This window comes from Archangium lansingense, assembly GCF_026626635.1.
Taxonomy (GTDB): Bacteria; Myxococcota; Myxococcia; order Myxococcales; family Myxococcaceae; genus Archangium; species Archangium lansingense.
In genome coordinates, this window is the sequence record NZ_JAPNKA010000001.1 from 10089417 (window position 1) to 10101889 (window position 12473).

Sequence of the window (12473 nt, forward strand, 5' to 3'; positions counted from 1 at the left end):
GCCATCTTCCGCAGCACGAACACCGGACGGCCATCCTTCCCGTTCTATTGGCTCAGCGGGCCTCGCGAGCCATGGAGTTCCCCAGCAGGCCGCGCGCCCGGACCACCAGCTTCGCGAACTCCTCGCGGTCCGTCTGGCCGTCGATGGCGCCCTCGGCGAGCTTCTGCGCCGTGGCCAGGTTCCATCCCTGGGCGCTCGGGCTGCCGCGCAGCACGTCCGCCGTGGCCGCCACCGCCACCGCGAAACGGAAGTCCGGCGAGGCTCCATCCAGCGTCGCCCGCATCATCTTCTGCTCGAAGGGGAAGGCCTGCTCGGCCGCCTCGGTGCCGTTGGGCGCCTTGGCGCGGATGCGCACCGTGCCCAGCGGCGCCTTCTCGCCCGTCAGCTCCACCTCGTACACCGCCGTGACGCTGTGGCCCGCGCCAATCTCTCCTGCGTCCACCTTGTCGTCACGGAAGTCCTTGTCCGCGATGTCCCGGTTCTCGTAGCCCACCAGCCGGTAGCGGTTCACCACCTTCGGATCGAACTCCACCTGGATCTTCACGTCCTTCGCGATGACCTCCAGCGTCCCGGTGAGCTGCGTCTCGAAGACCTTCTTCGCCTCCTTGTAGCTGTCGATGTAGAAGCAGTTGCCGTTGCCCTTGTTGGCCAGCTTCTCCATCAGATCGTCCCGGTAGTTGCCCATGCCGAAGCCGATGGCGGACAGCGTGACGCCTTCCTTCACGTACCCCTGGATGCTGTTGAGCATGGCATCCGCGGAGACGTTGGGGCCGATGTTGGCGTCACCATCCGTGAGCACCACCACGCGCGCCACCGCGTTGCCCGAGGCCTTCTTCACCGCGTGCTTGTAGGCCATCTGCATGCCCGAGCCCATGGCCGTGCCACCGCCGGACTCCAGCGTGTCGATGGCCTTGTAGATGGCCTCCAGGTTGGTGGCCGGCGTGGGAGAGAGCACGTCCCGCGTGCTGCCTGCGTAGGTGACGAGCGCCACCGTGTCGTTCTCGTTGAGGTTCTTCACCGCCAGCTTCATCGCCTCCTTGGCCAGCGGCAGTTTGTCCGGCTGGCTCATGGAGCCGCTGGTATCCACCAGGAAGACCAGGTGCGCGGGCTTGCGCTGCGAGCGCGAGACGATCTTGCCCTGCACGCCCACGCGCACGAAGTGGCGGTTCGCGTTGAAGGGCGAGGGCGCGCCCTCGAGGTGCACCGTGAAGGCGCCCTGCTCGGGCGGCGTGTAGCGGTACTTGAAGTAGTTGACGAACTCCTCGACCCGGACGGCCGCGTGCGGCGGCAGGGCACCCTGGTTGAGGTAGCGGCGCGACACCGCGTACGACGCCGTGTCCACGTCCACCGCGAAGGTGGAGAACCGATCCTTGGCCGTCTCGGTGAAGGCGTTGGCGGCGTGGTGGGTGAAGCTGTTGCCCTGCGACGGGGGCTCCGGCTGCGTCTGCACGGCCATGCCCCCCGCGATCATCCTCTTCACTGGGGCAGGAGGAGGGGGAGGCGGTGTGGCGGGGGCACCCGCGGCATGGTCCATCTCCGGCTCGGAGGGCATTTCCGCCGTTATCGGCAGGGCATGGGAGGGCTGCGGAGCGGTCGCCGGCTTCTTTGGGCTCGCCCGGGCGACGTCGGCCCTCGCCTCGGAAGCCTTGGATTTCTCGCGCACCGAATCGTCCGCCGAAGCAGCCCCGACCGCGGCCTGCTCGGGCCCGGCTTCTTCCGGGGCGGGGGCGACCTCCTCCTTCGGGGCCTCGCGCGTCTGGGACTGCCATGCGATCTCGGCATTGCCCCTCGTGCTGGGCGCGTAGCTACAGGCGGGAACGAGGCTCAGGGCGAGGGCGGCGCTCCCCCAGCGGGTCAAGCGGTTCGACTTGGTCGAGGACATGTGCGCTCCGGTTGTTTCCTTGGGAACGGACACTCGGAACGCACCAGCCGCGAATTGGGTTTATTCAGGGAAGAACATCTCCCAGAGGTCATCGTCATGGGCCGTGTCGACGATGAAGAGAGTACATTGAGGCCCGGATGGTCACGGGAGCATGAGGCGCTCTGCCTCGTCCACACCTCCGAGGAGTCCCGGACATGACCGTGGAGGATGGAGCAGCGGGCGCATCCACCCTGGAGGGACCCCCCACGCCTGGGGCTCCTCCTCCAGAGACCCCCGTCTTCCCCGTGCCCGGATGGGAGCGCTACCAGGGCGTGCGCTTCCTCGGCCAGGGCGGCATGGGCCAGGTCTTCCTCGCCTATGATCCACGGCTGCGCCGCCATGCCGCCCTCAAGTTCGTCCGGAGCGGCGACACCGGGCTCACCCTGCGCCTCCTCTCCGAGGCCCGGGCCCAGGCGCGTGTCGAGCACGAGCGCGTCTGCCAGGTGTACGAGGTGGGGGAAGTCCAGGGGCGCGCCTTCATCGCCATGCAGTACGTGGACGGCCACCCGCTGAACCAGCTCGCGAGCCAGCTCACCGTGGAGCAGGCGGTGCTGTTGCTGCGAGACGTCGCCGAGGGCGTCCACGCCGCCCACCGGGCCGGCCTCATCCACCGCGACCTCAAGCCTGGCAACATCCTCGTCGAGCGCACCGAGGATGGCCGTCTCACGCCCTACGTCATGGACTTCGGGCTGGCGCGTGACTGGAGGGAGCAGGGCAGCACCGCCACGGGCGCCGTGCTCGGCACCCCGCACTACATGGCCCCCGAGCAGGCCCGTGGCGAGGTGTCCCGGCTGGACCGGCGCGCCGACGTCTACAGCCTGGGCGCCACGCTCTACACCCTGCTCACCGGCCAGCCCCCCATCCCCGGCGGCAACGGACTGGAGGTGCTCAGCAACATCGCCACCCTCGAGCCCCGCCCGCCGCGCGCGCTCAACCCGGACCTGCCGGTAGACCTGGAAGCCATCGTCCTCAAGTGTCTGGAGAAGGAGCGCTCGGCCCGCTACGACTCGGCGCGTGCCCTGGCCGAGGACCTGGACCGCTTCCTCGGTGGCGAGCCCGTGCGGGCGCGCCCCACCGGCCTGGGGTACCGGCTGCGCAAGAGGCTCCGCAAGCACCGCATCGTGGTGGGAGTGGCCGCCGCGGCCCTGTTGGCCGTGGCGCTCGCCGTCGTCCAGGTCTCGCTCACCCGTCAGGAGGCCACCCGGCGCGAGCGCCTCTCGCGCCAGTTCACCGAGCGCGTCGAGCGCATCGAGGCCCTGGCCCGCTACTCCGGCCTCGCCCAGCTGCACGACATCCGCGCCGACCGCGAGACCCTCCGCGACCGCGTGCGCGAGCTGGAGGCCGAGATCCACGAGGCCGGCGCGCTGGCCGTGGGCTCCGGCCATTACGCACTGGGACGTGGCGCCCTGGCGCTCGGCGACGTGGCCCTGGCCCGCGAGCACCTGGAGGCAGCCTGGAGCCACGGCTTCCGCGAGCCCCGAGTCGCCTGGTCGCTGGCCCTCGTGATGGGGCACCTGTACCAGGAGCAGCTCCTGGAAGCCGAGCGCCTGCGCAACCCGGAGCAACGCGAGTCCCGCAAGCAGGACATCCAACGCCAGTACCGCGCTCCCGCACTGGACTGGTTGCGCCAGAGCCAGGGCGCCGACGTGCCCTCTCCCGAGTACGTGGCGGCGCTACTGGCCTTCTACGAGGATCGGCTGGACGAAGCCCTCGCCCAGCTCGAGGCGATGAAGGACCGCCTCCCCTGGTTCCACGAGGCCCCCCTGCTCCGGGGCGACATCCTCCAGGCCCGGGCCACCCGCCGCTGGAACCAGGGCGATCGCGAGGGAGCGCTGGCCGACTTCGAGGCCGGCCGCCGCGCCTACACCGCCGCCGCCGCCACGGGCGAGAGCGTGCCAGAGATTCACAGAGCCCTGGCGAGGCTCGAGTACACCGTGATGGTGATGGAGCTCTACAGCCAGGGAGACGTCATGCCTCCCTTCACCCGCGGGCTGGAGGCGATCGCCCGTGCGCTCCAGGCGGACCCCGGCTACGGGCTGGCCCAGGTCCTCGAGGCGCGCTTCTACAACCGGCTCGCGGAGTACCGCATGAGCCGGGGAGGTAACGTGGAGGAGCCCCTCGAGAAGGCCCTCTCGGCCGCGCGCACCGCCATGCGCCTGGTGCCCGAGCCGCCCAGGGCCCGGGTGGAGCAGGTCCAGAGCCTCTGGCGCCGGGCCCGCTTCCTCCAGTCCCGAGGTCTGGACCCCAACGAGCCGCTCCGCCAGGCCGTGGAGCTGCTGGGAACCATCTCCCCGAAGGAGCAGGACTACGAGTTCCACACCACCCGGGGTCTCGTCTTCAAGATCTGGGCGGACTACGAGGACGAGAAGGGGGTGGACTCCCTGCCCCACCGAGGTGAGGCCATCGCCTCCTACCGCGAGGCCATCCGCCTCGACGAGCGCCTGCCGGACGCGTGGATCAACCTGGGCATCGCCTATCTCGCCCGAGCCACCCACCCGCGCGCCGCGGCACCCCTGGAGGATCTGAAGCAGGCCCAGGCCGCGCTCGACACCTCCCGGAAGCTCAACCCGGGGAACTACGTGCCCTACTTCCTGGGGGGCACGCTGCACCTGGAGCTCGCCCAGCGGCGCAGGAGCCAGGGAGAGGACGCCCGGCCCGAGCTGGCCACCGCCCTGGAGTACTTCGAGGGCGGCATCCGCATCAACGCCCGGATCGCCCAGCTCCACAACGGCAGGAGCGCGGTCCTCATCGAACAGGCGCGGGAGACCTGGGATCACGGCGGCGCGCCCCTCCCCTGGCTCGAGCAGGCCGGGCAGGCCGCGCGTCAAGCCATCGAGGCCGCCCCCCAGCAGGGCTTTGGCCACCACAACGTCGGCGAGGCCCAGGCCGAGCGCGCCACCTACCGCGCGCTCTCCGGGGAGGATCCGCGCCCCGAGCTCCACGCGGCCGAAGCGGCCTACCTGAAGGCCAGCGAGCTCCTCCCGGGCGGCGCGTACTACCCGGCCAGCCTGGCCCGGGTCCATGCCCGCCGGGCGGCCTTCGAGTGGGAGCACGGGTGGACTCCACGGCGGAGCCTGGAGCAGGCCGAGGCGGCCCTGCGCCAGGCCTTCGAGCGCGGCCCCCAGGAGCCCCTGGCCTGGCTCGTCCAGGGCGAGGTGCGTGGACTGCGGGCCCGCTGGCTTGCTCGCCAGCAACAGGCGCGCGCCGAGGACTTCGAGGAGGCCGCCCGCGCCTTCGAGAAGACGCTCGAGCTGGAGCCCCGGCGCCTGGACTACCGCATCGCCTTCGGCCACTTCTGTCGCGAGTGGGCCGCGTGGCGGCGGGAGACGGGGCTCGAGCCGCTCTCCGCCCTGAAGCGTGGCCTCGCCCTGGCGGACGAGGTGCTGGCCGCGCGCCCCCACTGGGCGGACGCGCTGCTGCTGCGCGCGAGCCTGCGCGAAGAGGCTGGGGAGACAGGTTTCCGCGAAGACCTCGAGCGGGCCCTCGCGCTGAACCCCCACCTCACCAGCTGGTGGAAACGGCGGTCTCCTGGCCGCGCAACGGCCTCTCCATAGCGCTCGGCTCAGCCCCTGCCGGGCGGGACATCTTCCCCAGGGCCCGTGCCGACCTCCAGCGTCCCGGTCTTGGCATCCAGGTCGATATCGGGGCAACCCTCGGCGGTAATCGTATAGGTGCCCTCCGTCGAGAAGGTACCGTCGATCCCATTGTCATGAGGCAGCGGCTGAATGGCTTTCGCTTCGGGTCCTTTGACATCGATGGCGAGGATGGCGCTCGCACTCGAGCAATGGTTGATGAACCTGACCTTGCCACCCTTCTCCAGACAACCCAGCGGAGGCCTGGAGACAGTCTCTTGCGAGGTGGCGCCGGCATCCACCGTGGGATGCCTGAAGACAATCCCGTGCGAGGTGACGTCGGCTTCCAACGTTTTGTGATAAATCTTGCACTGACGGGGCGCCGTGACATCCGGCACGGGTGTCTTCGCGCCCTCACCCGTCTTGCAGGAGACGAGTCCGGAGAACGGCAACCCCAGCAACAGTCCCGGCACCAGGAGACGGGCCAGGGGCTGTCTCACACGGCGCTGCGACACTTCAGACAGACAACTCCGCATCACATTCCTCCTGTTCATCGCGTTGGACCCCACATCGTCATCGGTAACAAAGCAACGGATATGCCGGGAGTCCGGCACTCCGCGTTCGCGGCGCGAGCAACCCCGTGCCTCAGGTGGACCCCGAACCAAGGCCGAGCTCTTTGACACGGCGTCCCAGCGCACGCTTCGACACCTGGAGGCGCCGGGTCATCGCATCCAGGTCCCCCTGGCACTCATGATGGCAGCGGGTGATCTCCTCGGCGCTCAGCTCCCCGGCGGTCCGCAGGTTCGGGCTCTTGTCGATCAGATCGTAGATGGAGGACCGGTGGATGCGGAGCTGATCCGCGGCGGCCTGGAAGTCCCAGTCGTTCTCCCGAAGGGCGGCCAGTAGCTCCGGCTCGGTGATCTCGGAGGGTTTGCGGCGAGAGGGAGCCTCGGCCACAGGCTGCGCGGTGGCGGATCGCCCAGGGGGAGCCCCCTTCGCCAGGGCCAGCTCCTGCTCGAGCTGGGCATCGAGCCGCAGGTGCGGCTGGTTTCGACTGCCAATGACGAGCTGCCGCACCACGTTGCGCAGCTCGCGGATGTTCCCCGGCCACCGGTGGCCCACCAGGCGCGCGGCCAGCGCCGGCGGGAGCCAGGGCTCGGCGAAAGGCTCCTCGGGCCTCAGACGCCAGGCCTCCCCCAGCGCCTCCAGCTCTCCGCGGGCGAAATGGTGGAACAGCAGCCCGATGTCCTCTCGCCGCTCCCTCAGCGGCGGCACGCGAATGGTGTAGCCGGCCAGCCGGTGCAGCAGCGGCGCCTTGAAGCGCCCCTCGTGGATCTGCTGCTCCAGGTGCGCGTCCGTCGCGGCGACGAGCCGTACATCGACGGCGATGGGAGAACGCTCGCCCACGGGGTAGAGCTGCCCTGTCTCCAGCACCCGCAGCAGCATCACCTGCACCTCGGGCGGTGCCTCGCCCACCTCATCCAGGAACAGCGTTCCCCCATGGGCGGCCTGGAAGAAGCCGGACTGATCCCTCACCGCGCCGGTGAAGGCCCCCTTGCGCGCACCGAACAGCTCCGTGGCCGCCAGCTCCCGGGGAATGGCGCCCAGGTTCACGCTGACGAACGGCTTGTCCCTGCGCGTGCTGTGCCGGTGGATGGCCTGGGCGATCAACTCCTTGCCCGAGCCCGTCTCCCCGCGAATGAGCACCGGCACGTCCAGATCCGCCACCTGCGTGATGTGTTGGCGCACGCGCTGGAGCCCCACGCTGGTGCCCACCATGCCCAGTGCATCCACGGCCTCCCTGGCCGAGGCGTCCGCCAGGTGCAACAACAGCAGCACGCGTCCGGCCAGCTCCAGCGGCACGCCCGCGGCCACCTCCTCGGCTGAGAGCTCCCACGGCCCGCGCAGCGCTTCCCCTCCGACGGCCACCCGGCTCCCCTCGCCCGGCTCCAGCCGGATGCGCCCCTCCACGCCCGGCGCGAAGACGAGCGGCTTGCGGCTCAGGAAGGGGTCAGCCAGATGCATGCCCAGTGCGCCCCCAGGCCGTGTGAAGTCCGGCTCATTGCGGGACAGGAGCACCTGTCGGCCCTCGGCCAGCGCTTCCAGCAGCAGCCGCTCTCCGACGCGCTGCGCCTGGGGGTGCGAAGCGATGGTCAGCGCGGGGACGAGCCGGGAGCCCGGCGGAGTGCGATGGCCTCTCGAGGCATCGGCCGTGGAGATATCCGCGGCCTCCTGCCTGGACCTGACTTCTCGTGGGTTGCACGCCGGAGAACGGGGCACTGAGGTCACGCACCGGAGCAAAGCAGACTTCCGATGGCACTTCCACGCGTCGAGCCCCGGGTTCCACGCGTGGAAACGGCCCACCACGCCACCGTTGCCGCTCGAGAACGAGCCATGGTGGACGGCCTCCCGCTCTGAAACCGTGTGATCCGGCGCGCTGGTACGTCACTTGCTGAGTCCCGGAACCCGAGACCGTCGAGCGGTCTCGACATGAACTCCAACCGCCTCAACCCCACAGGTATGAACCCATCCTTCGCGATTGCATTCCGCCGCTGGCTGTCTCCCCTCTCCAAGCTGGGGATGCTGACGGCCTTGATGACCACGACGGCCAGCCACGCCACGTCGCCCGTGTTGGATCAAGCGAACGAGCCCTATTCGCTCTACTCCGTCCAGCTCTACACGGGAGCGGTGCCCGGCGGACAGACCTTCACGGTGGGCAAGACCGGGAAGCTCTCGCAGGTCTCGGTGTATGTGCAGAAGCAGTGCCTGCCGGGCTGCCCGGACATGCTGGTGCAGCTCCGCTCGACCTCGGGCCAGGTGCTCGCCAGCAGCACGGTGAGCCAGGCCTCGATTCCCACCGGCAGCTACAACTGGATCGACGCCGGATTCTCGCAGCCGATCAGCGTCCTTCCGGGCGAGCAGTACGCCATCGTGCTCCAGAACGCCCAACCGCATGTCTCGGGGGGTTATGACTGGAAGTACGAGACCAACTCCTCCGTCGACTCCTATCCTGGCGGGCTGCTGTTCCAGGTCGGGTACAACTCCCACCCCGCGTATGATCTGTACTTCCGGACCTACGTAAACGAGGTGCACAACTGCGCCGAGGTTCGCGCGCAGAACTCCGCGGCCCCGGATGGCACCTACCCGCTCACTCTCGGTGGCAAGCAGGTGGAGGTGTACTGCCACGACATGGCCGGCACGCCCCGTGAGTACCTCACGGTGAAGACGGGGAGCACCACCAACTACTCCTACTACGGCCAGGGGCCGAACACGTCCGCCGGCGGGCAGACGACGTGGTACAGCAAGGTGCGCCTCGACCCCGCGGCGCTCACGCTCGTGCTCGACGACACCACCTTCTCCACGAGCCAGGGCTGGATGAACTTCGGAAGCAACTTCCTCTACACCAGCCCGTTGGGGAGCGCGGGCGACTGCGTGACCGCCTATTCCCAGACGGGCCGGAGCAACATCGACCTGACGGGCACGCCCTTCGACATCGTGCCCGGCCAGTTCGTGACCGAAGGGTGGGTGCCGGCGGGCTCGGTCGCCAACAGCGGCAGCCAGATCGTCAACCTCACGGGAGGCGGATACTGCGGCGCCACCTTCGACCCCGACTACCGCCTGCAACTCACCTTGCAGTAGTCAGGTCTGGACGGGGCCGAAGCTCTTGAGCACGCTTTGGCGCCCTACCCTCCGAGCGCCATGCCCCCGTTGACGTGGAGCGTGGCGCCCGTGATGGAGACCGCCTCCTCCGACGCCAGGAAGGCCACCGCGGCGGCCACCTCCCGGGGCTCCCCCGGGTGCGGGAGCGGCTGCTGCAACTGACGGGTTGCCTGGCTCAGGCGGGCTCCACGCGTCCGTCGACGACGCGGACGCGGGAGCCGTCGAACCGGGTGAACTGGAAGAAGGCGCCGTCCTCGTTGAAGGTGAGGCTCAGCTCGAGCAGGAGCCCGAGGGCCACGCGCTCGCCGAGCAGGAGGGACTCGCTGTAGTCGGTGCGCCAGTGCACGCCCGCGGCGTTGCGGAAGAGGGCGATGTTGCCGGCCAGCTTGTTGAGCTCGCCGCCCACCGTCATCTGAGCGGCGTCGGCCCCCGTGTAGGCCACCAAGGCGGTGCCATCCGCGCTGGCGATGCGGGGGTTCTCGATGGGGGCACTTTCATCGAAGTACGCCTTGAGGATGGTGGCGCACGCACCGGAGAGGGTGGCGTGGCCCGCGCCATAGGCGGGGTGGAGGGGCGCGCCCTCGGGGTAGGCCTGCGGGAGGAGGAAGGAGCCCCAGCGCTCGGAGAAGTACGGGCTGAGCAGTCCGGTGGACAGGGAGTTGAGGATGGAGGAGTCCAGCGGGTAGGTGCGCCGACTGGACAGGTGGTTGTCCACGCGCCCGCCATACTCCTCGGGACGCAGCCGCCGGTGCACGCCCCACTTCTGCCACCACACGGCGCGCCCAGCCCGCCCGGACACCTCGCCGAGCAACTGCATCAGCTGGATGGGTCCGAAGGTGGCGAAGCCCACCTGGGTGCGCGAGTCGCTCGCGGTGCCCGGCGGGTCATAGGGGTTGCCCTGGTCGCAGGGGAACTCCTTATCCACCTGGGGCCGGCTGGCGCCCATGCCCGTGAGTTGGTTGCCCAGCGGCTCGGAGAGCAGCAGGAAGGCGGCGCTCAGGTACGCGTTCACCACCTGGTCGAAGTGGACGTACTGGGCTCCGTCGCGCAGGTTGCGGATGAAGCGGCGGCGCGTGGTGTCGAACTGATCCTTGCCCCGGTCATCCCGGCCGTTCTGCACGGCGAGCCAGGTCGCGAACTGGGTCATGTAGTCGGCGGCGGCCCCAATCTCGGGGAAGCCCTTCACGGTCCACTGGCGCTGGTCGATGACCTGGGAGCCGTAGGTGATGAAGCCCTCGTCGGCGTCACGTCCCTGGCCATCGGGCTTGCGCGGGTCGCTGTTTCCCTTCCAGAGGAACTGGGAGATGTACGGCCCCACCTGCTCGCCCGGGAAGATGCCGCGGAAGAGGTTCTGCGCGGTGACGGTGGGGGTGCCGCCGAACAAGGGGAATTCGGTGGTGAGCGAGCGGATGGCGCGCTCGATGATGCTGTTGGCGATTCCCGCCTCGGAGGCGTAGTTGATGAAGGGGACGTCGCGGGCGAGCGCCATCCAGTACAGCTCGCCCATCTCCGCCGCGGCCCGCTTGCTGTCGAAGCGCGGCGCGGGCGGCTGGGTGACGGCCTGCGGGTCCGGACCCGACAGCTCGAAGGTGAGGCCGGCCTGCGGATTGACGAGCTTCAACGCTCCCGAGGGCTGGAGGATCTCCTCGAAGTCACCTGGGTCCCGGCTCTCCAGAGCGCGCAGCAGCGAGCCGTAGGAGATGGGGTCTGGATCTCCGACGGAGTCGTGCTTGAGGCCCTTGGAATAGCTGCCGATGAAGGGGCGGTCCGGGTAGTTGACCTCGTCGTTGTTGTTGAAGTGCTCGGGATGGTGTCGCTCGGCGGCGAGCCGGGCGACTTGCTCGCGGGTGGCCTGCGCGGACAGGCGCCGCTCCTCCGCGCGCCGGGACAGGCGCTCCGGTGGGGTGTTGAAGCAGTCGAAGATGGCCACGCCCGGGGAGGAGGTGGGTTGATAGCAGCCCGCCTGGAGCTCGACGATGAGGGAGGTGGGGGTGAAGGGCGCTGGCTCGCTGACCAGGGTGTTCCACTCCCGCCCATTGGCCGAGACCTCCCAATGGAGCATTCCCGCGGACTCGCGCATGCGCCACCAGCGGTGGCGTTCCGGGTCGTAGGGCTCGTGCGCGAGGGTCGTCCCGTTCAGGCCGCAGGACAGCTCGCCGGCCCCCAAGGAGAACAGGATTCTCTCGGTACCCGGCCCCCTGGCGAAGAACGCCGTCTCGGACGTGGGCGCCGATTGCAGCAGCGCCTGGCGAACCTCGAGGTGGAAGAAGGAGTCGGTCAGGTCATACGCGGCGGTGGACTTGCACCCCGCGTAGTTCGCGATGCCCCCGTCCGGTCTGATCTCGAGGCGGTGATTCACCTCTTGGACGGGCCCATAGGCTTCCCATTTGGAGGTGTTGATCGAATTGTCATTGAAGTTGTCGGTGAACGTATGTGCCTTCGCCACGGAGCACCCCCCGAGAGAATGTCTGGCGATTGTCGGGGATGGGTCTGACATGGCTCGAGAGCGTGGAAATGAGATATGTGTTTGGAATGGGATGGTTGGGCGGTATGTCCAATTCCTGGCACTGCAATCGAGGGGGCACGCATGCACGTGGCGCTGACGTTCGAGCTCAACGGTATCGAGATGTACTGACTATAGGCGGAATGGGGGCCCTGTTTGAGGGGGCGGGCTGGTGCGAATGTGGGTGCGTGGGGCTCACGCCCACGCGCGCTGGGGTGGCCCCTGCGCTGGGGCCACCCGGGGGAAACCCACCCGGGCCTCGTGAACGAGCGGAATCGCGGCATCTCCTTTTGAATGTTTCCCCGTGGAGCCCGTCTGCACGGGCGCGGATTTCCTCCGCCCCCATTTCCTGGGTTCTCCCCAGTGACTTGGGAAGCAACTTTCTCCGAATCCGATAATCCAACAGGGAGTCAAAACATGACGAAGATGAATGCAGTGCTGGGGTGTGCCGTGGCGGCCGTACTCGCGGGGTCGGCGGCGTGGGCGGGTAGCAGGTATGGCTATCCGGTCTTCATCGACCTGACCCAGAAGAAGGCCTACGGCACGCTCGGGGCCGCTCGGAACAGCACCGACGCGACCCAGTTCATCTCGTGTGACGTGCACGCCTACAAGGATGGCACCAAGAACATGAGCTGTTCCGCGAAGAACACGTCTGGCACCTCCGTGTACTGCACGTCGACGGTGGCGGGCCTGGTGGACTCGGCACGAGGCATCTCCGGCGATTCGTTCGTCTACTTCGAGTGGGATTCGAGCGGCGCGTGCACGTACCTGGGCATCGGACACAGCTCGGAGTACGCGCCGAAGCAGCTGTAATCTC

Annotated in this window: 8 protein-coding genes; 3 read left to right on the forward strand and 5 right to left on the reverse strand. The window is 68.8% G+C overall.

Going from position 1 to position 12473, the window contains the following annotated elements:
• Positions 1-52 precede the first annotated feature (52 nt).
• The gene (locus OV287_RS40155) at positions 53-1882 is read right to left on the reverse strand and encodes a YfbK domain-containing protein (RefSeq protein ID WP_267539320.1); all 1830 of its coding nucleotides are present in this window, start codon (positions 1880-1882) and stop codon (positions 53-55) included.
• 194 nt (positions 1883-2076) lie between these two features.
• On the opposite strand from OV287_RS40155, the gene OV287_RS40160 reads away from it, so the two are divergent.
• Positions 2077-5475, forward strand: a complete 3399-nt coding sequence (locus OV287_RS40160) for a serine/threonine-protein kinase (protein WP_267539321.1) — start codon at positions 2077-2079, stop codon at positions 5473-5475.
• Positions 5476-5483: 8 nt separating this feature from the next.
• On the opposite strand, the gene OV287_RS40165 is transcribed toward OV287_RS40160, so the two are convergent.
• Both OV287_RS40165 and OV287_RS40170 read right to left on the reverse strand, forming a co-directional pair.
• Complete coding sequence (locus tag OV287_RS40165; RefSeq protein ID WP_267539322.1) at positions 5484-6029, reverse strand: hypothetical protein; 546 nt, start codon at positions 6027-6029, stop codon at positions 5484-5486.
• Between the two features lie 109 nt (positions 6030-6138).
• Positions 6139-7773, reverse strand: coding sequence for a sigma 54-interacting transcriptional regulator (locus OV287_RS40170; RefSeq protein WP_373371866.1), 1635 nt, complete (start codon positions 7771-7773; stop codon positions 6139-6141).
• 210 nt (positions 7774-7983) lie between these two features.
• Between OV287_RS40170 and OV287_RS40175 the strand changes: the two genes are divergently transcribed.
• Positions 7984-9132, forward strand: a complete 1149-nt coding sequence (locus OV287_RS40175; RefSeq protein ID WP_267539323.1) for a GON domain-containing protein — start codon at positions 7984-7986, stop codon at positions 9130-9132.
• 44 nt (positions 9133-9176) lie between these two features.
• Here OV287_RS40175 and OV287_RS40180 read toward each other — a convergent pair whose 3' ends face one another.
• Together OV287_RS40180 and OV287_RS40185 are read right to left on the reverse strand one after the other, a co-directional pair.
• Positions 9177-9332, reverse strand: a complete 156-nt coding sequence (locus OV287_RS40180) for an SDR family oxidoreductase (protein WP_267542508.1) — start codon at positions 9330-9332, stop codon at positions 9177-9179.
• A complete protein-coding gene (locus OV287_RS40185) occupies positions 9329-11599 on the reverse strand; it encodes a vanadium-dependent haloperoxidase (protein WP_267539324.1) in 2271 nt (756 codons plus the stop codon). Before OV287_RS40185 ends, OV287_RS40180 begins: the two co-directional genes overlap by 4 nt.
• Before the next feature lie 474 nt (positions 11600-12073).
• On the opposite strand from OV287_RS40185, the gene OV287_RS40190 reads away from it, so the two are divergent.
• Positions 12074-12469: a hypothetical protein gene (locus OV287_RS40190; RefSeq protein WP_267539325.1), complete on the forward strand. Its 396-nt coding sequence runs from the start codon at positions 12074-12076 to the stop codon at positions 12467-12469.
• Positions 12470-12473: the final 4 nt, after the last annotated feature.

Coding starts and splice junctions, on each gene's coding strand:
- OV287_RS40175 (WP_267539323.1), top strand. CDS start 7,984: ATGAACTCCAACCGCCTCAACCCCACAGGTATGAACCCATCCTTCGCG.
- OV287_RS40190 (WP_267539325.1), top strand. CDS start 12,074: ATGACGAAGATGAATGCAGTGCTGGGGTGTGCCGTGGCGGCCGTACTC.
- OV287_RS40155 (WP_267539320.1), bottom strand. CDS start 1,882: ATGTCCTCGACCAAGTCGAACCGCTTGACCCGCTGGGGGAGCGCCGCC.
- OV287_RS40165 (WP_267539322.1), bottom strand. CDS start 6,029: ATGCGGAGTTGTCTGTCTGAAGTGTCGCAGCGCCGTGTGAGACAGCCC.
- OV287_RS40160 (WP_267539321.1), top strand. CDS start 2,077: ATGACCGTGGAGGATGGAGCAGCGGGCGCATCCACCCTGGAGGGACCC.